General features: G+C 63.5%; 14 protein-coding genes and 6 tRNA genes. 16 read left to right on the top strand and 4 right to left on the bottom strand.

Translation table 11 applies throughout. The features are described 5' to 3' along the window. Positions 1 to 185 precede the first annotated feature (185 nt). Positions 186 to 977 carry a sulfite exporter TauE/SafE family protein gene (locus D3260_RS09630; RefSeq protein WP_370456288.1) on the top strand — a complete coding sequence of 264 codons (792 nt, stop codon included), beginning with the start codon at positions 186 to 188 and terminating at the stop codon, positions 975 to 977. A gap of 266 nt (positions 978 to 1,243) precedes the next feature. On the opposite strand, the gene D3260_RS09625 is transcribed toward D3260_RS09630, so the two are convergent. Further along, positions 1,244 to 1,319 (bottom strand) — tRNA-Arg (locus D3260_RS09625). 190 nt (positions 1,320 to 1,509) lie between these two features. Here D3260_RS09625 and D3260_RS09620 point away from each other — a divergent pair. From D3260_RS09620 to D3260_RS09565, 12 genes are all read left to right on the top strand, one after another. Continuing rightward, a tRNA-His gene (locus D3260_RS09620) sits at positions 1,510 to 1,585 on the top strand. 7 nt (positions 1,586 to 1,592) lie between these two features. Continuing rightward, positions 1,593 to 1,667 (top strand) — tRNA-Lys (locus D3260_RS09615). A gap of 92 nt (positions 1,668 to 1,759) precedes the next feature. After that, on the top strand, positions 1,760 to 2,755 hold the full coding sequence (locus D3260_RS09610; RefSeq protein WP_120098380.1) for an aldo/keto reductase: 996 nt from the start codon (positions 1,760 to 1,762) through the stop codon (positions 2,753 to 2,755). A gap of 135 nt (positions 2,756 to 2,890) precedes the next feature. Then, positions 2,891 to 4,213, top strand: coding sequence for a trigger factor (tig, locus tag D3260_RS09605; protein WP_120098379.1), 1,323 nt, complete (start codon positions 2,891 to 2,893; stop codon positions 4,211 to 4,213). A 79-nt stretch (positions 4,214 to 4,292) separates the two neighbouring features. Then, positions 4,293 to 4,934, top strand: coding sequence for an ATP-dependent Clp endopeptidase proteolytic subunit ClpP (gene clpP / locus D3260_RS09600; protein ID WP_120098378.1), 642 nt, complete (start codon positions 4,293 to 4,295; stop codon positions 4,932 to 4,934). 220 nt (positions 4,935 to 5,154) lie between these two features. Further along, positions 5,155 to 6,432, top strand: a complete 1,278-nt coding sequence (gene clpX, locus D3260_RS09595; RefSeq protein ID WP_120098377.1) for an ATP-dependent Clp protease ATP-binding subunit ClpX — start codon at positions 5,155 to 5,157, stop codon at positions 6,430 to 6,432. 114 nt (positions 6,433 to 6,546) lie between these two features. After that, entirely contained in the window at positions 6,547 to 8,934 is a 2,388-nt protein-coding gene (gene lon, locus D3260_RS09590; RefSeq protein WP_120098376.1) for an endopeptidase La, read from the top strand. Positions 8,935 to 9,142: 208 nt separating this feature from the next. Continuing rightward, complete coding sequence (locus D3260_RS09585; RefSeq protein WP_120098375.1) at positions 9,143 to 9,415, top strand: HU family DNA-binding protein; 273 nt, start codon at positions 9,143 to 9,145, stop codon at positions 9,413 to 9,415. A gap of 41 nt (positions 9,416 to 9,456) precedes the next feature. Next, positions 9,457 to 9,532: transfer RNA gene (locus D3260_RS09580), tRNA-Val, on the top strand. Between the two features lie 15 nt (positions 9,533 to 9,547). Continuing rightward, positions 9,548 to 9,624: transfer RNA gene (locus tag D3260_RS09575), tRNA-Asp, on the top strand. A gap of 113 nt (positions 9,625 to 9,737) precedes the next feature. Further along, a tRNA-Asp gene (locus D3260_RS09570) sits at positions 9,738 to 9,814 on the top strand. Positions 9,815 to 9,997: 183 nt separating this feature from the next. After that, the gene (locus D3260_RS09565; protein WP_158583479.1) at positions 9,998 to 11,956 is read left to right on the top strand and encodes a SurA N-terminal domain-containing protein; all 1,959 of its coding nucleotides are present in this window, start codon (positions 9,998 to 10,000) and stop codon (positions 11,954 to 11,956) included. A 178-nt stretch (positions 11,957 to 12,134) separates the two neighbouring features. Here the strand turns inward: D3260_RS09565 and D3260_RS09560 are convergent, their stop codons facing one another. From D3260_RS09560 to gloB, 3 genes are all read right to left on the bottom strand, one after another. Beyond that, positions 12,135 to 12,926 carry an enoyl-ACP reductase gene (locus D3260_RS09560; protein ID WP_120098373.1) on the bottom strand — a complete coding sequence of 264 codons (792 nt, stop codon included), beginning with the start codon at positions 12,924 to 12,926 and terminating at the stop codon, positions 12,135 to 12,137. A gap of 214 nt (positions 12,927 to 13,140) precedes the next feature. Then, on the bottom strand, positions 13,141 to 14,889 hold the full coding sequence (locus tag D3260_RS09555; protein WP_158583478.1) for a LysM peptidoglycan-binding domain-containing protein: 1,749 nt from the start codon (positions 14,887 to 14,889) through the stop codon (positions 13,141 to 13,143). Between the two features lie 4 nt (positions 14,890 to 14,893). Then, positions 14,894 to 15,670 carry a hydroxyacylglutathione hydrolase gene (gene gloB / locus D3260_RS09550; RefSeq protein ID WP_120098371.1) on the bottom strand — a complete coding sequence of 259 codons (777 nt, stop codon included), beginning with the start codon at positions 15,668 to 15,670 and terminating at the stop codon, positions 14,894 to 14,896. Between the two features lie 55 nt (positions 15,671 to 15,725). Here gloB and D3260_RS09545 point away from each other — a divergent pair, with 55 nt between their 5' ends. From D3260_RS09545 to dnaQ, 3 genes are read left to right on the top strand one after another with little or no spacing between them, the layout of a single operon-like run. After that, positions 15,726 to 16,466 (top strand): methyltransferase domain-containing protein, encoded by a 741-nt coding sequence (locus D3260_RS09545; RefSeq protein ID WP_158583477.1) that lies wholly within the window; start codon positions 15,726 to 15,728, stop codon positions 16,464 to 16,466. Further along, a complete protein-coding gene (rnhA, locus tag D3260_RS09540) occupies positions 16,463 to 16,906 on the top strand; it encodes a ribonuclease HI (protein WP_120098404.1) in 444 nt (147 codons plus the stop codon). The genes D3260_RS09545 and rnhA overlap by 4 nt, the downstream gene beginning before the upstream one ends. A gap of 45 nt (positions 16,907 to 16,951) precedes the next feature. Next, the gene (gene dnaQ, locus D3260_RS09535) at positions 16,952 to 17,671 is read left to right on the top strand and encodes a DNA polymerase III subunit epsilon (protein ID WP_120098369.1); all 720 of its coding nucleotides are present in this window, start codon (positions 16,952 to 16,954) and stop codon (positions 17,669 to 17,671) included. Positions 17,672 to 18,080 lie beyond the last annotated feature (409 nt).

Below are 18,080 nucleotides of genomic sequence, written 5' to 3'. Positions count from 1 at the left end.
AGCGGCGCGCAAGCCAGCAAGACAACACGCGTGCTTCTATTCGGTGGTCGTGTGTCGACATTGCGGCCGGGCGCGTCTTGCTTCTGATCGGCGGCCGTTCCTGCGTCGTTGCAGACCGTCTCGACGCTTGGTCGGGGCTCGATTAAAGTGTCGCGCGACCGCCGCGTGCTCGGGCCTCACGGCGAATCGCTGAATATTGTCCGTCGCAACAGGATCGGCGCATTCTTACAACGCATATCGTTCTGCTGCTGATCGCTGCCCTGATTGTGGGCATGTCGAAGGGCGGTCTGGCCTCGGCGGCCGCGATTTCGGTGCCGATGCTGGCGCTGGTGATGAATCCGATTCAGGCCGCGGCCCTGTTGTTGCCGGTCTATATCGTGACCGACTGGGTCGCCGTGTCGCTCTATCGTCGCGATCACTCGAAGCGCAATCTGGCGATTCTGATCCCGTCGATGCTGGTTGGCGTGACGATCGCGACCGTCGTCACGCCGTATACGCCGGAAAGCCTGTTGCTGATCGTCACCGGCTTGATCGGGCTCTGGTATTGCCTGCGGACCTGGCTTGGCCGAGGCCAGGGGGCGGCCACGGAGGCGGCGGTGCCGCAGGGCGTGTTCTGGGGCACGATCACCGGCATTACCAGCTTCATCACGCATTCGGGCGGCCCGCCGGCCCAGGCGTATCTGTTGCCACAGCGGCTGCCCAAGCTGCAATTCGCCGGCACGATCGCGATTGCGTTTGCCTTTTGCAATCTCGCGAAGCTCCCGGCCTACTGGTGGCTCGACAAGCTCCATGGCCTGAGCTGGCAGCTGACGTTGGGGCTGGTCGCCACCGGCATCGTGGGCACCGTGATCGGCCGTCGGATCGCGCAATGGCTGTCCGAAACCACGTACCGGCGCATGATTGAAATCATGCTTTTCGCCCTGTCGATCATCCTGCTGTCGAAGGGGGCCTGGATGGCGCTGGTCCGGGTCGCGTGAGACCGTAGCCACCGGGCTGGCAAGAGTCGTGGTGAGACTGGCGGCGCGGTCTCGATGCGGTGCCGACCGCTTGTCGTTCGCAGCAATGACGACTCGCAATGGGGGCCGTCGTCGATCGTGGCAAGGGCCTTGCAATACCGGTGGAAAAGCGCGACGAGGCTCACGACTTGCCTATCTCGTGACGAGGCGCCCTGGTGAGGCGCCCTGGTAAAGCCCGCCCGCGCTGCGGGCGCGGTTCATCGAAGGCGGCTTGTCGTGGATGAGGATGGTGCGCCCGGCTGGATTCGAACCAGCGACCAGCGGTTTAGAAGACCGCTGCTCTATCCCCTGAGCTACGAGCGCAGCGTGCGTATTATCAAGGCTGGCCAAGGCATGCTGCAACTCGTCGGGCGCAGTGGCATGCGCTTTCAACACCGCTGGCGGCGGGGCGCGTAGGGCGATGATGCGATCGGCTGTTGGCAAGCGCTGACAAGCCCGCTAGAATACGCCGCTCGTTAGGCGGGATGCCCGGCTGACGAGTGATCTGTCGGTGGTGGGCGTAGCTCAGTTGGTAGAGCCCCGGATTGTGATTCCGGTCGTCGTCGGTTCGAGTCCGATCGTCCACCCCATCCCGGCGGGCCGCTAGCTCAATGGTAGAGCAGTTGACTCTTAATCAATTGGTTCGAGGTTCGAGTCCTCGGCGGCCCACCATCCTCTCCTTTTCCCGACGTTTCGAGCATCCACGCTTGAATGCGTCGTGATCGCACCCCACCTCCATGGCATTCGTCACGTGGAGAGACTGGTTGGAAACACGCGATCTCAACGGTAACGGCCTCGACGCATCCCGGATCGGCCTCGGCACATGGGCCATCGGTGGCTGGATGTGGGGCGGCACCGACGAAAAAGAATCGATTCACACCATCCAGAGCGCGCCCGATCGCGGCGTAACCCTGATCGATACCGCGCCCGTCTACGGGTTCGGCCGATCCGAGGAAATCGTCGGCAAGGCCGTCGAACAGGGCGGCATGCGCGATCAGGTGGTGTTGGCGACCAAATGCGCGCTGGAGTGGGACGACGACGGCAACGTACGTCGAAACGCCAGCAAGAAGCGCCTTCTCAAGGAGGCGGACGACTCGCGCCGCCGGCTGCGCAGCGATACGATCGATCTGCTCCAGGTGCACTGGCCGGATCCGCAGGTCGATATACGCGAAACTGCCGAGGCCATGGCCGAGCTGAAGTCGGCCGGCAAGATACGGGCGGTCGGCGTGTCGAATTTCACGCCCGCGCAGATGGACGCGTTCCAGGAGATCGTGGCCATCGATGTTGCGCAGAACCCCTATAACCTGTTCGAGCGCGAAATCGACAACGACGTGCTGCCATGGGCGCGTGATAACAATACACGCCTTTTGGCCTACGGCGCCCTGTGCCGGGGGCTGTTGTCCGGGCGCATGCACGCGGATCGAGAATTTCCGGGTGACGACCTGCGCAACAGCGACCCCAAATTCCAGCAGCCGCGCTTCGGGCAGTACCTGGCGGCGGTCGATGCGCTGGAAGCCTTCGCGCAGGAACACTACGGCAAGCACGTGCTGGATCTGGCGATTCGCTGGTTGCTCGATCAGTACGACCATGCTTTTGCGCTGTGGGGCGCACGCACGCCCGATCAGCTCGATGCGGTCGCCAACGTGCCCGGTTGGCATCTCGATGACGATGCTCGGGCGGAAATCGAGGCCATCGTGAATCGCCATGTCACCGACCCGGTCGGGCCGGAGTTCATGGCGCCGCCGGCGCGCGAGGGGTGAGCACTGAGCGGGGCGCCCGCGCGGGCGCCAACGATTGACTGGTTGTTATACTGGTTGGTCGATTGAGGCGATGCCTTCGGGCATCGCCTCGTTATTGTCTTTAGATAAACAAGATCAGTTTCGATTGAGGTACCAATGGACGTCTCCGTAGAAAATCCCGGCGGTCTGAAACGACGGCTCAAGGTCCAGATCCCGGCCGAACGTGTTAACGGCGCGGTGGACGAAAAGGTCAAGCGCGTCGGGCAGAATGCGCGCATTCCGGGTTTTCGTCCGGGCAAGGCGCCCGCCAAGGTGCTTTATCAGCGCTATGGCGCCCAGGCGCGCCAGGAAGTGGTCAGCGAACTGATTCAGCAGACGTATCCGGAAGCGATCGAGAAATCCGAGCTCAACCCGGCGGGTCAGCCGGAGATCCAGCTCGATTCGTTCGAGGAAGACGGGCCGCTGTCGTTCACGGCCGATATCGAGGTCTATCCGGAAATCACGCTTCAGGGGCTGGATTCGATCACCGTCGAAAAGCCGGTCGCCGAAGTGGGCGAGGCCGACGTCGACAACACCCTCGAGCGGATCCGCGACCAGAATAAGACCTTTGAGGCGGTCGAGCGCGAGTCCGTCGACGGTGATCAGGTCACCGTGGATTACATCGGGCGCATCGATGGCGAAGCCTTCGAGGGCGGCTCGGCCGACGACATGGAAATCACTCTGGGCGAGCAGAAGTTCCTGCCCGACATGGAGCGCGGGCTGGTCGGTCGCAAGGCCGGCGAGGATTTCGATCTGGATGTTGCCTTCCCCGAGGACTACGGCGCCGAAGAGCTGGCCGGCAAGACCGCGACGTTCTCCATCACGGTGAAGTCGGTCGCCGAGGCCAAGCCGGTCGAGTTGAACGAGGCGTTCATCCAGCAGATGGGCGTCGAGGAGGGTACGGCAGAGGCCCTGCGTGCACGGATCCGCGAATCGCTCGAGCAGGAGCTCAAGCACGCGATCGAAACGAGCATGAAGACGCAGACCATGGATGCGCTGCACGAGGCCAACACGATCGAAGTGCCCGAAGCGATGGTCGCTCAGGAAATCGATCGCATGCGCAAGGAAGCGATGCAGCGCATGCCACAGGAAATGCAGCAGGATCCGGAACAGGCCAAGCAGCTGCTGCCTGACGAGGCACTGCGCGAACAGGCGGAAAAGCGTGTTGCGCTCGGTCTGCTGATCGCGGAAGTGATTTCGGAGCGCGAGCTCGAACTCGACCAGGCCAAGGTCGACGAGAAGATGGACGAAGTCGCCTCCGGCTACGGCGAACAGGCCGAACAGGTCAAGCAGTACTATCAGCAGAACCCGCAGCTCATGCAGGGTCTGCAGGCGATGGTCATGGAACAGCAGGTGGTTGATAACCTGCTCGCCGGCGCCACCGTCACCGAAAAGGAAACCGAGCTCGACGAGCTCTTGAACGCCAACAGCCAGGGCTGATCAGGCGCAGATCGTTCCGGTCGGCCGGCCAACCCGGGCCGGCCGGCTTGCCCTCGTTGGCTCAGACAAGCGAGACGTTATGGCAGACAACGACAGCATGGCGCCCCAGAATCTGGGGCTCATCCCGATGGTCATCGAGCAGACCGCCCGCGGCGAGCGCTCGTTCGACATCTATTCGCGCCTGCTCAAGGAGCGGGTCATCTTCTGCGTCGGCCCGGTCGACGATCACATGGCCAACCTGATCGTCGCGCAGCTGCTGTTCCTGGAGTCGGACAACCCGGACAAGGACATCCAGCTGTATATCAATTCGCCCGGTGGCGTGATCACGGCCGGCATGTCGATCTACGACACGATGCAGTTCATCAAGCCCGACGTGGCGACCATGTGTCTCGGCCAGGCCGCGAGCATGGGCGCGGTGCTGCTGGCCGGTGGGGCCGAGGGCAAGCGGTTCGCCTTGCCGAACTCGCGCGTGATGATCCATCAGCCGCTGGGCGGCTTCCAGGGTCAGGCCACCGACATCGAGATCCACGCGCGCGAGATTCTGCATGCGCGTGAACGGCTCAACGAAGTGCTTGCGTACCACACGGGTCAGCCGCTGGACAAGATCAAGCGCGACACCGAGCGCGATTTCTTCATGAGCGCGAACGAGGCCAACGAGTACGGCGTTATCGACGATATCCTGTCGTCGCGCGCGGCGCTGGCCGAAAAGGCGGACAAGTAGCGAAACGTCACGCCCCGGCGTACGACGAGCGCCGGGGCGTTACCGCGTTCGATGCCTTGCTTGCGGACAATGGTGGCAGCCATGGTGCTCGATGCACCGCGCAAGGCCTGCATCATGCCGTTGCTGAGACCGCGGCACATGGCGATGGCGTGACAATTATTTGTCCGGTGTGTCATACAGGACGTATCGGACACTGAAGAGTTTCAAGAGGTCCCAATCCATGGCAGACAACGGCAACAACGACACGGGGTCCAAGGAGAATTCCGGGCGGACCCTGCATTGCTCGTTCTGCGGCAAGAGCGAACACGAGGTTCGCAAGCTCATCGCCGGCCCCTCGGTCTTCATCTGCGATGAGTGCGTGGACCTGTGCAATGACATCATGCGTGAGGAACTGGCGAGCAAGCCGGCCAAGAAAGGCCTGCCGAGCCCGCAGGAGATCCGGCGCGTGCTCGATGACTACGTGATCGGCCAGGAATCGGCGAAGAAGATCCTGGCGGTCGCCGTCTACAACCACTACAAGCGGTTGAACGCCGAAGCGGGCGAGGACGACGTCGAACTGGCCAAGTCGAACATCCTGATGATCGGGCCGACCGGTTGCGGCAAGACGCTGCTGGCCGAGACTCTGGCGCGTCTGCTGGATGTGCCGTTCGCGATCGCCGATGCCACCACGCTCACCGAAGCGGGCTATGTCGGTGAGGATGTCGAGAATATCATCCAGAAGCTGCTGCAGAAGTGCGACTACGACGTCGACAAGGCACAGCGCGGCATCGTCTACATCGACGAGATCGACAAGATCTCGCGCAAGTCGGAAAACCCGTCGATCACGCGGGATGTCTCGGGTGAGGGTGTGCAGCAGGCGCTGCTCAAGCTCATCGAAGGCACCACGGCCTCGATTCCGCCGCAGGGTGGACGCAAGCATCCGCAGCAGGAGTTCCTGCAGGTCGACACCTCCGGCATCCTGTTCATCTGCGGTGGCGCGTTCGCCGGCCTTGATGAAACCATCAAGACCCGTGAAGGTCGCTCGGGCATCGGTTTCTCGGCCGAGGTCAAGGGCGCATCCGACCAGCGCAGCCTGGGCGCCATGCTCAAGACGGTCGAACCCGAGGATCTGGTCAAGTATGGCCTGATTCCGGAATTCGTCGGCCGTCTGCCGGTGGTGGCCACGCTTGAGGAGCTCGACGAAACGGCCCTGATGTCGATTCTGCAGGAGCCCAAGAACGCGCTGACCAAGCAGTACGCCAAGCTCTTCGAAATGGAGAACTGCGAACTCGAGCTGCGCGAGGATGCCCTGCGGGCAATCGCGCATCGGGCGATGGAGCGCAAGACCGGCGCACGCGGGCTGCGTACGCTGCTCGAATCCATTCTGCTCGACGTCATGTACGAGCTGCCGGCCATGGAGAACGTCTCCAAGGTCGTGGTCGACGAAGCGGTGGTGCGCGGCGACGCACAGCCTTATATCGTCTATGAAAACGCCGACGCGGAACGTGCCGGCGCCTGAGGCAGGCGATCTGCGGCCGCGTTCGCGATTGAAAACCGCGGGCGCGCCCTCAACGTTTTCCTGAAATCCACGCGGCCGGCCTCTTGCCGGCCGCTTTATGTCAGCGAGGGCTGAATGGCAGACAACGCCCTGGTACCCGTGCTTCCGCTTCGCGACGTGGTGGTCTTCCCCCACATGGCGATCCCGTTGTTCGTGGGCCGCGAGAAATCCATTGCCGCGCTGGAAGCCGCAATGGCCGAGGACAAGAAGATTCTTCTTGTCGCGCAACGAGCGGCGGATATCGACGATCCCGGCGCAGGCGATATCTACGAAGTCGGCACGCTGGCTTCCATCCTGCAGCTGCTCAAATTGCCTGACGGCACCGTCAAGGTGCTGGTCGAGGGCGCGAATCGTGCACGCCTGTCGAATCTGCACGAGGCCGACGGCGGGCTCGTGGCCGAGCATGTCGATATCGACGAGAACGAACACGACTCGGCCGAAATCGATGCGCTGATGCGTTCGGCCGTCTCGACGTTCGAGTCCTACACCAAGCTCAACAAGAAAGTGCCGGCCGAGCTGTTGCCGTCGCTGTCCAGCATGGATTCGGCCGGTCGGCTCGCCGATACCGTGGCCGCGCATCTGAACCTGAAGCTCGAAGAGCGACAGGACGTGCTTGAAATCGCCGACGCCCAGGCCCGACTCGAACACGTCGTCGCCAAGACCGACGCCGAGATCGAGGTGCTGCAGATCGAGAAGAAGATCCGCGGTCGCGTCAAGCAGCAGATGGAGAAGTCGCAGCGCGAGTATTATCTGAATGAGCAGATGAAGGCCATTCAGAAAGAACTCGGTGAAATCGACGACGCGCCGAACGATCTCGACGAGCTCGAAGAGAAGATCGAAAAGGCCGGCATGCCGAAGGAGGCCAAGAAGAAGGTCACCACGGAGTTCAACAAGCTCAAGAGCATGTCGCCGATGTCGGCCGAGGCCACGGTCGTGCGCAACTATCTCGACTGGATGGTCGACATCCCGTGGAAGAAGCGCTCAAAGACCAAGATCGATCTCGCCAAGGCCCAGAAAACCCTCGATACGGACCACTACGGTCTGGAGCGCATCAAGGAGCGCATCATCGAGAATCTGGCGGTTCAGAGCCGCGTCAAGAAGATCAAGGGCCCGATTCTGTGTCTGGTCGGCCCGCCGGGTGTGGGCAAGACCTCGCTGGGGCGCTCGATCGCCAAGGCAACGAACCGAGAGTTCGTGCGCATGAGCCTGGGTGGCGTGCGCGACGAGGCCGAGATTCGTGGCCATCGTCGAACCTACATCGGCAGTCTGCCGGGCAAGATCATCCAGAACATGGCCAAGGTGGGCGTACGCAACCCGCTCTTCCTGCTCGACGAAGTCGACAAGATGGCCAACGATTTCCGCGGTGATCCGGCTTCGGCGCTGCTCGAGGTCCTCGATCCGGAGCAGAATAATACGTTTGGCGATCACTATCTCGAAGTCGACTACGACCTCTCGCAGGTCATGTTCGTCTGCACCGCCAACACCCTGGATATCCCGGCGCCGTTGCTCGATCGCATGGAAGTGATCCGCCTGTCGGGCTACACCGAGGACGAAAAGGTCAATATCGCCGAGCGTTATCTCGTGCCCAAGGCCATGCAGGAAAACGGCCTCAAGGAAAACGAGCTGTCGATCTCCGACAACGCGCTGACCGATATCATCCGGCGCTACACGCGTGAGGCCGGGGTGCGTAATCTCGAGCGCGATATCGCCAAGATCTGCCGCAAGGTGGTCAAGGAACTGATCAGCGACAAGGCGCACGATGCCAAGCAGGTCTCCAAGCGCAACCTGGACAAGTACCTTGGGGTGCCGAAATTCCGCTACGGTCGCGCCGAGGAGCATGACAGCATCGGTCAGGTCGTCGGGCTCGCGTGGACCGAGGTCGGCGGCGAGCTGCTGACGATCGAGTCGGCCGCCGTGCCGGGCAAGGGTAAGCCGCTGAACACCGGTTCGCTGGGCGATGTGATGCAGGAGTCGATCCAGGCGGCGCTGACGGTGATCCGGTCGCGTGTGGCCGCGCTCGGCATCGAGCGCGACTTCATGGCCAAGTCGGACCTGCACGTGCACGTACCGGAAGGGGCGACGCCCAAGGACGGGCCGTCGGCGGGCATCGGCATGTGCACGGCCATGGTGTCTGCGCTGACACAGATCCCGGTGCGGGCCGATGTGGCCATGACCGGCGAGATCACCCTGCGCGGCGATGTGTTGCCGATTGGCGGCCTCAAGGAGAAGCTGCTGGCGGCGCACCGCGGCGGTATCAAGATCGTGGTCATTCCGGACGAGAACCAGAAGGATCTGTCCGAGATCCCGGCCAACATCAAGAGCCGTCTGGATATTCGACCGGTCAAGAGCATCGATGAAGTGCTCAAGATCGCTCTCACCCGGGCGCCCCAGCCGCTGGCCTCGGATGAGGCCAATACGGACGGTCCCGGCAAGAGCGAACCCGGTGAGCTGCGCGCTCACTGATCGTGTATCCGACGCCAGGCGTCGATTCCGCGCCAAGCCTTTGTTGACGCTGGAATCGGCGCCTTGGTATAAATCTCCGCTCGTGACGGCCGACGCCAGCGTGAGCGTTCCAGTAGGCCGGAGGCCGGACGCGGCAGTTCAGCGCCAAGGCCGGTTCGCCAGGCGGACCATCGCAAATCTCTCATTCCTTATCAGGGGATAAAACGTTATGAATAAAACCGAACTCGTCGATGCCGTCGCTGCGGATGCAGACCTTTCCAAGGCCGACGCGTCTCGCGCCGTCGACGCGATGATCGACTCGGTCACCGATGCGCTCAAGAAGGGTGACAAGGTTTCGCTGGTGGGCTTTGGCGTGTTCTCCGTGCGCGAACGTGCCGCCCGTCAGGGCCGCAACCCGAAGACCGGCCAGTCGATCCAGATCCCGTCGGGTAAAACTCCTGGTTTCAAGGCTGGTAAAGCACTTAAAGACGCTGTAAACTAGCGCTCCTTCGCAAGGCGGGAAGCATATTTCCTGTCTTGGCGGGGTGCTTAGCTCAGTTGGTAGAGCGTCGCCCTTACAAGGCGAATGTCGGCGGTTCGAATCCGTCAGCACCCACCAAAAGTCAAGGTCAACGGAGCGGTAGTTCAGCTGGTTAGAATGCCGGCCTGTCACGCCGGAGGTCGCGGGTTCGAGTCCCGTCCGCTCCGCCACGGTTTGATCATCAGGCGAATGCCTGATCAGCCGGACAAAGAGAGCGCTTTCACGGTGCTCTCTTTTTTTAATCGCGATCCATTCGCCTGCGAGGCGTTCGGGTCCAATGTTTGGAGCGGTAGTTCAGCTGGTTAGAATGCCGGCCTGTCACGCCGGAGGTCGCGGGTTCGAGTCCCGTCCGCTCCGCCAGTCTGTTATCGGCACTTGCCGATCAGACCGAAAAGACGCTCTTCGGAGCGTCTTTTTTTTGCCCGGAATCCGCGACGCGCGCTGGATTGCGCGGTCCCGGCAGCGCGTCGGGTGCGCCCAGCCGCCCGGGCAGGCACAATGCAGGGCTTGTCCTTGCGAGTGACGGGTTCGAGAGCAAGACTTATGCTGCAGAAGATTCGGGATGGTGCCAGCGGACCGCTGGCTTATATTGTCGTCGGTGTGATTACCGTGGTGTTCGGTGTCTGGGGGATCGGGTCCTATTTCACGCCGTCCGCCGACCCCGTGGTCGCCTCGGCGGGCGATACCGATATCACGCAGTCCCAGCTGCAACGCGCTTTTGATCAGCGCTATCAGCGTCTGCGCCAGATGATGGGCGACAACTTCGACTCCAGCATGTTTCCGCCCGGTCAGATACGTCATCGCGTGCTCGACAGCTTGATCAACGAAGCTGTCACCCAGCAGTACGCCAAGGACGCCGGCTATCAGGTCAGCGACGCGAATCTGCTGGCCACGATCCGCAGCAATCCACAGTTCCAGCAGAACGGCCAGTTCTCGACCGAGCGATACAAGACATTGCTCGCGCAGGCGGGCATCCAGCCCGCGCAATACGAAGCGCGGTTGCGCCAGAGCCTGCTCAGCAATCAACTCGAACAGATCGTGGCCGCTGGCGCGTTTGCCGCACCGCCGGAAGTGGATGCGCGTTTCAAGGCGGCCAACGCACAGCGTCGTATCGCCGTATTGAACTTCGACCCGTCCGCGTATCAAGACCAGGTCGCGGTCGATGACCAGGCCGTACAGGCGTACTACAACGCCCACAAGCAGCAGTTCATGCAGCCGGCGAAGGTCAAGCTGTCCTACGTCTCGCTGAATGCGAATACGCTGTCCACCGACGCCGCGCCCAGCGAACAGACGCTGCACACGCTCTACGATCAGCATCGCACGGAATTCGGCGCGCCCGAGAAACGCTCGGCGGATGTGGTACGGATTCCCATCACTGATGGCGATGACGACGCGGCGCGGCAGACCGTGCAGGCAATCGCGGCCGCGATGAAAGGCCGGGACTCGTCGACATTGAAGGCGCAGGCCGGCAAGCACGCCAACGCCCGTTTCGAGCAGATCGATGCGCAGGCCCAGTCGGCAATGCCGACTGCGCTGGGCAATGCCTTGTTCGGTATGGACAAAGGACAGCTCTCCAACCCGGTGCGTACCGACAACGCCTGGTATGTGGCACGTCTGACCGGTGTGACACCGGCCGATCATCCGGACTTCGATGATGCCGTCGTGCAGAACCGGCTCAAGGCCATGGCGCGACAGAAGGCCAAGGCCAAGACATTCCACAACAAGTCCCAGACACTCGGCGATCTGGCCTACCAGGCGCCCAACGACCTGCAGACGATTTCCAAGAAACTCGATCTGCCGATCCAGACCACCGGCTGGATCACGCAGCAGGACGGCGGCGGCATCGGCCAGTATCAGGCGGTGCGGGATGCCGCCTTTTCGGACGCGGTGCTCAAGGACAAGCTCAACAGCAAGGTCGTGAATCTGGGCGAGCAGCGACAGATCGTCCTGCGTGTCGCCGACCACCAGGCCGCCAAGCCGCAGCCGGAATCCGCGGTTGCGGGGACGATTCGCCGACAGCTGGTCCGACAGAAGGCCCAGGACAAGGCGCGCGCGGCGGCACAGGCGGCCATGGCGAAGCTCCAGCAGGGGAGCGCCGATCTACAGGACATCGCGCGTCAGGGGCCGGCACAATTGTCCTCGCCCGGCTGGGTCGGTCGGGACGGGTCGAACGTGGCCAGCGCTGTCAGTAAGGCTGCGTTCGCGGTGCCGCTGTCAGGCGCCGACGGCCAGCAGAAGACCGGTTATCGTATCGCGACGACCGATCAGGGCAGCGTGGCTCTGGTGGCCGTGCAGGATGAGCGGGTGCAGTCCGGCGGTGACCGGAAGCAGACGACACAACAGCGCGACCGGATGGCCAAGCAGCAGCGCCAGTACAATGCCGCGCTCGAATACGCCGCGCTCGACAATTACATCCGTGAACAGGCTGATGTCTCGATCAAGAAGGACAGCCTGCGCCAGAGCCCCGGCCAGAATGGCCAGGGGGATCCTGCCACGGATTGAATGCCGGCGGTCATGCGGTGGCCGCCCGGCCGTAATGACCCGATCGCCACAGAGGCGTCGGGTGTCGGCGGTGGCCGCAGCCCCGAAGGCCGTGCGGGGGCATCGCATCAGACAAGCTGATATGAAAAAGCCACGCCCGAGGGCGTGGCTTGCAGTGGCTGCGATAAGGCGTTCGGCCTTATTCGTCGGTGTCGATCGGCCCCATGCCCATGATGCGATAACCACCGTCGACGTAGATGACTTCGCCGGTGATGCCCGAGGCCAGATCAGAACCCAGAAAGGCAGCGGTGTTGCCGATCTCTTCCTGTGTGACATTGCGCTTGAGGGCAGCGCTGTCCTTGGCGTAGGTCAGCATCTTGCGGAAACCGCTGATACCGGCCGCGGCCAGCGTCTTGATGGGGCCGGCCGAGATGGCGTTGACGCGCACACCCTGGGCGCCCAGGTCGGCCGCGATGAAACGCATGTTGGATTCAAGGCTGGCCTTGGCCGGGCCCATGATGTTGTAACCGGGCATCACCCGGTCGGCGCCCAGATAGGTCAGGGTGATCAGCGAGGCATGCTCGGAGAGCATCGGCCGCGCCGCCTTGGCGAGCGCCGCGAAGCTATAGGCACTGATATCGTGCGCGATGCGTGAGGCATCGCGCGAGATGCTGTCCAGATAGCCGCCGGCCAGGGCTTCACGCGGGGCGAAACCGATCGCATGAACCAGGATGTCGAGCTCCGACCAGTGCGCGCCGAGCGACTCGAACAGCGCATCGATCTGGGCATCCTCGGCCACATCCAGCGGCAGCACGGCCGTGGCACCGAGATCCGCGCCCATCTTCTCCACGCGCGACTTCAGCTTGTCGCCCTGATAGGTCAGGACCAGCTCGGCCCCCTGTTCGCGCATGGCATTGGCGATGCCGTAGGCGATGGATCGATCGCTGGCCAGGCCGGTGATCAGCGCCTTCTTGCCGGTGAGAAACCCCATGTCGTCTCCTGATGGTCGTCGGCTGTTGTCTTTGATGGGTCTTTGATGACGCCGCCGCACGGCCGTTAGCGGCCGCGCGATGGGCGTTTCGCGGATTACGTTAGGTCGGCTGCGTCACGATGTCACGCATGCGTGCCACCGGCCCGACCATCGTCGTTCCGGCAGCGGCCGCCCGATGGTCCGCGACAGCGGCGCACCGCGGTAGCCGGGAATGTCAGCCGGAGACAGCCGGCTGCAGACGCAGACGCTGACCGGGCTGGATCTTGCTGTGCGAGGACATATCGTTGAGGCTGCGCAACGTATTGACCTGCATCGAGAAACGGTCAGCGATCGACCAGAGCGAGTCGCCTGGCTCGACCTCGTAGAAATCCGGCAACTGCGACGGGCCGTCGACAGAAATCGTCGTGCCCGGCGACAGGGCGCTGTTGCTGCCCATGCGGTTCCAGCGTCGCAGATCGGCCACGGAGACATCGTTGGCCTGCGCGATGGACCAGAGCGAGTCGCCGCGTTGCACCACGACGGTGGTCGGGGCCGGCGGTTTGGCGGCGCCGGGGATGTCGATCTGTTGTCCCGGATGAAGCGTGGCGACGTTGTGCCCGTTGGCCTGCTTCAGGGCGCTGACGCTGACGCTGTAACGCTGCGCGATATGCCAGAGCGTATCGCCGGATTGCACCACATAGGTCTGGCTGGGTTCGCTCGATGTCGCGCGCGCCGGGCTGCCGGGTTTCGGGATGGTCAGGTTCTCGCCGACCGTAATCCGGTTCCCCGATAGACCATTGGCCTGACGCAGGCTGGCCACGCTGACGTGATATGTCTGGGCGATGCGACTCAGGGAATCGCCGCGACGCACGATATGACGCTCGCTGTGAATCAGCTTGGCCGGGTTGATGCTCGCCAGTTCGCTCTTGAAGGCGGCTGCCCGCGCGGCCGGCACCAACAGCTCGGCATGGCCGCTCGGATCGCTGGCCCAGCGCCGCATGCCGGGGTTGAGCTTGCGCAGATTGTCTTCCGACATGTCGAGCATCTGCGCCGCGATCTTCATATCGATCTGGCCGGGCAGCTTGACCACACGCGTGCGCGGCTCGTTGGCCAGGGCCGGCCAGTTCACGCCGAAGCGCGAGGGCGCCATCATAATCCGGCGCAGCGCCAGCAGCTGCGGTACGTATTCGCTGGTTTCCTTCGGTAGATCGAGGTCCCAGTAGTCGGTCGGCTTGCCTTCGTCTTCGGCTCGCGCGATGGCGTTGTCCACGCGGCCCGGGCCGGCGTTGTAGGCCGCGAGCGCCAGCATCCAGTCGCCGTTGTAGCGCTCGTTCAGGTTCTGGAGATAGTTCAGGGCGGCGTCGGTCGAGGCGATGGGATCGTTGCGTCCGTCATACCACCAGTCGCGCGGCAGGCTCATGTGGTCGGCGGTGCCGGGCATGAACTGCCACAGGCCGCTGGCACCGACATACGACTTCGCGGCCGGGTTGTAACCGCTTTCCACGATCGGCAGCAGCGCGATCTCGGTGGGCATGTCGCGTTTTTCGACCTGCTGGACGACATGCCAGAGAAACGGTCGTGCGCGCTGCAACGACGCGCTCAGATGGTCGGTGTGCGTGGCATAGAACTGGGTCCATACCCGCACCGAGCGACGTTCGCTGTTGGGATCGAGCTCGAAGCCGGCCCGGATCTTCGACCAGAGGTCCTGGTCCGGTTTCGGCCAGTGATGCGGTACGTAATCGGTCTTTTCGGCCGGAATTGGTTCCTGGCTGGAACCGGTCGACTGGATGGCAGCCTCGGCATCCGCGGGCACGGTCGACGGGTGAGGTTCGACCTGCCAACGCGAAATGCGCGCCTCGCTGGTCTCGCCGGCGGTCCGCGCGTTGTTGCCGGGTGTGCTGGCACAGCCCGCGACGAGGCCGGCGGCGAAAAGACAGCCGACGAGCGGGTAGAGGCGTATCGGTTGGCCGCGGCGGCCCGTCATTCGGTCAGCTTGCATCTTTCCAGTCGCGCAGGGCTCCGAAGATTTCAGCCGGCGTATTCAAGTCGCGGCCGGCATGGGCGCTGGCGGAGGCGCGCACCGTCGCGTCGTCCCAGCGCAGAAACGGGTTGATCCGGCGCTCTTCGGCGATCCGGCCGGGCAGGCTCGGCCGGCCCTCGCGGCGCGCCGCGTCGACCGCTGCGATCACCTCGGTGATGGCCGTGTTGTCCGGCTCGACACGGCTGGCGAATGCCAGATTCTTCTGGGTGTACTCATGACCGCCACAGACTTGCGTGTCGTCCGGCAGGTCGCGCAGTCGAGCCAGCGAGGCCTGCATCTGCGCATGACTGCCCTCGAAGACACGACCACAGCCGCCGCGGAACAGGGCATCGCCGGCCAACAGCACACCGTCCGTCACGAAAGCGATATGGCCGAGTGTATGGCCGGGCACGTCGAGGACGTCAAACGTGGCCCCGAGTGCGTCGATCGTCACCGTGTCGCCGCCGGCGACGGGATGGTCGATATGGCCGATTCGATCGGCTTCGCTTGCCGGGCCGTAGACCGGTGCCGGATGGGTTTCGAGCATTGCCGCCAGCCCGCCGACATGGTCGCCGTGATGATGCGTGATCAGATAGGCCGCCACCTGGCCGCCGTGGGTGGCCAGATAGTCGTGGACCGGCGCCGCCTCCCCGGGGTCGACCACGATCACGGCGTCGCGTTCGCGCTGGGACAGGACCCAGATATAATTATCTGACAGGGCAGGGATGGCATTTGGCTCGAGCATCGTCGAATGTTGCCAATGGCTTGAGTCAAAATCAATTCTTTCGACAGGGCCCGTGATGTTCCGCGAACTGGCCGATGACAAGCACACGGCACGCCGATGGCACGACGGTCCGACGGCGCGCCTGTGGCAACGCCGCGAGGCGGTCGTGCTGGCCGATATCCTGCCGCGGCTGACCGGTTATCGCTGTGTCGAACTCGGGCCGGCCGCGACGAGGGCGGCTCGCGGCAACGGGGCGACGTTGCGACAGTGGCACGGTGATCTGCGCGGCGGGCCGGATGTCGATTTCGTCTACGACGGTCAGAGCCTGCCCCTGGCCTCCAAGAGCGTCGACGTTCTGATTCTGCGGCATGCGCTGGAACTGACGGTCGAGCCGCATCAGCTCGTTCGTGAATGTGCTCGGGTGCTCAGCGACCGGGGCCAGATCGTGTGTCTGGTCTTCAATCCATTGTCCTGGTGGGCCTTGACGCAGGTCTTTGTGCGCCGACGTCATCGGTTTTGTCCCTGTGGCCGACCGCCGCGCGCGGCGCGCTTGATCGACTGGCTGCGACTGGTCGAGTTCGAGGCTACCGAGTGCCGACGCTACGGCAGCGGTTTCCCGCTGTTTTCGCGGTGCTGGTCGGCTGATCGCGGTCCACGATGCCTGGCGCCGATTGCCTGGGCCGCCGGTGGCTACGTTATCGTGGCGCGTCGGCGCGCACTGCGTCGTGTTCCGCCGGGCGGGAAGCAATTACTGGTTCGAAAGGCGCGTCCCGGTTTGGCGCGTGCGCCCGCCTCTGGGCTACCATGCGCACGATGACGAAGACGGTCGTGATTTATACCGATGGCGCCTGCCGCGGCAATCCGGGCCCGGGCGGCTGGGGCGCGCTCCTGCATTATGGTGAGCACCAGCGTGAGCTGTGCGGCGGCGAGACGAACACCACGAACAACCGGATGGAGCTGACGGCGGCCATCAAGGCGCTTGAAGCCCTGTCACGACCGTGTCGCGTGGACCTGCATACCGATTCCACCTACGTTCGCCAGGGCATCACACAATGGATGCACAACTGGAAGAAGAACGGGTGGAAGACCGCCGCCAAGAAACCGGTCAAGAACGCCGAACTCTGGCGTGCGCTGGATGCGGCCTGCCAACGTCATGAAATCGAATGGCACTGGGTGAAAGGGCACGCCGGCGACCCCGGCAACGAAGCCGCCGATGCCCTGGCCAACCGCGGCATTGACGAGATGACGACATCGTGACCGACCCCGGTATCGGGTCGTTGGTCCATTGAACGGCGAGCAGTTATGCGACAAATCGTACTCGATACCGAAACCACGGGAATGGAACCCGAAAACGGCCATCGCATCATCGAGATCGGCTGTGTCGAGGTGGTCAATCGACGATTGACCGGTAACGATCTGCATCTGTATCTGCACCCGGACCGGGATATCGATCAGGGCGCCATCGATGTGCATGGCATCACGCTCGAGTTCCTCGAGGGCAGGCCCCGTTTCAATGAAGTTGCGGCCGATCTCGCGGCTTATCTCGACGGGGCGGAGCTGGTCATCCACAACGCCCCTTTCGACCTGGCGTTTCTCAACACCGAAATGCGTCAGGTGAACACTGCCCACGTGGCGCTTGAAGAAGCCTCGTCGATCATCGATACGCTGGTGGACGCTCGACAGCGTTTCCCGGGCCAGCGCAATAGCCTGGATGCACTGTGCAAGCGTTTCGAGATCGACAACACCAACCGCGAACTGCACGGCGCGCTGCTCGATGCGCAGCTGCTGGCCGATGTCTATCTGCGGATGACCGGTGGCCAGATCGACATCGGGCTGCTGGCCGACGCCGACGACGAAACCAACGCGCTCGCGGGCTCCGATCTGGCGTCATATCTGGCGCGTGGCGTGCGCCCGCGGGTCTCGCAGCTCTCGGCCGACGACAGCCAGGCGCACGAGGCCTATCTCGACATGCTGGCCAAGGCCAGCGGCGATCGCTGTCTCTGGCAGGGCCTGGATAGCTGAAAGCCTGCGTCGGCCGGGCAATGGACCGGTCCTGTCGTCAATGCCGCGTCGGCGGGCACCGGTTCTGCCCATCCCGTGGCCCGCGTCGATGTCGATTCGATGCCGGGGGCAGCGCCTGCTATCGGCGCTTCGTGATACCGCTGGCCGGTGCCGTGCGCTGTCGAATCTCGACAATCGCCCCGTGTTCCAGAGCCTGTTGGTGTGTCGGGCGAGTCCGCGCCAAGTGCTGTCGGCAATAGGTTATGGGCGACGAGACGCGTCGCACGCATGACGCGGCACCGGCGCGCTCGAGCGCGGGATTGCCGCACAACAGCACCTGTCCCGAAGGGTTGGGCCACAAATCCCGCCCGGCGGCGTTGCGAGCCTTGGTCGTGGCACGCCACGATCGGCAACTCGCGCCTTGCCGGAC

Origin of the sequence: Salinisphaera sp. Q1T1-3 (genome assembly GCF_003602005.1) — a bacterium.
GTDB lineage: Bacteria > Pseudomonadota > Gammaproteobacteria > Nevskiales > Salinisphaeraceae > Salinisphaera.
This window is presented reverse-complemented; position numbering and strand designations above follow the sequence as displayed.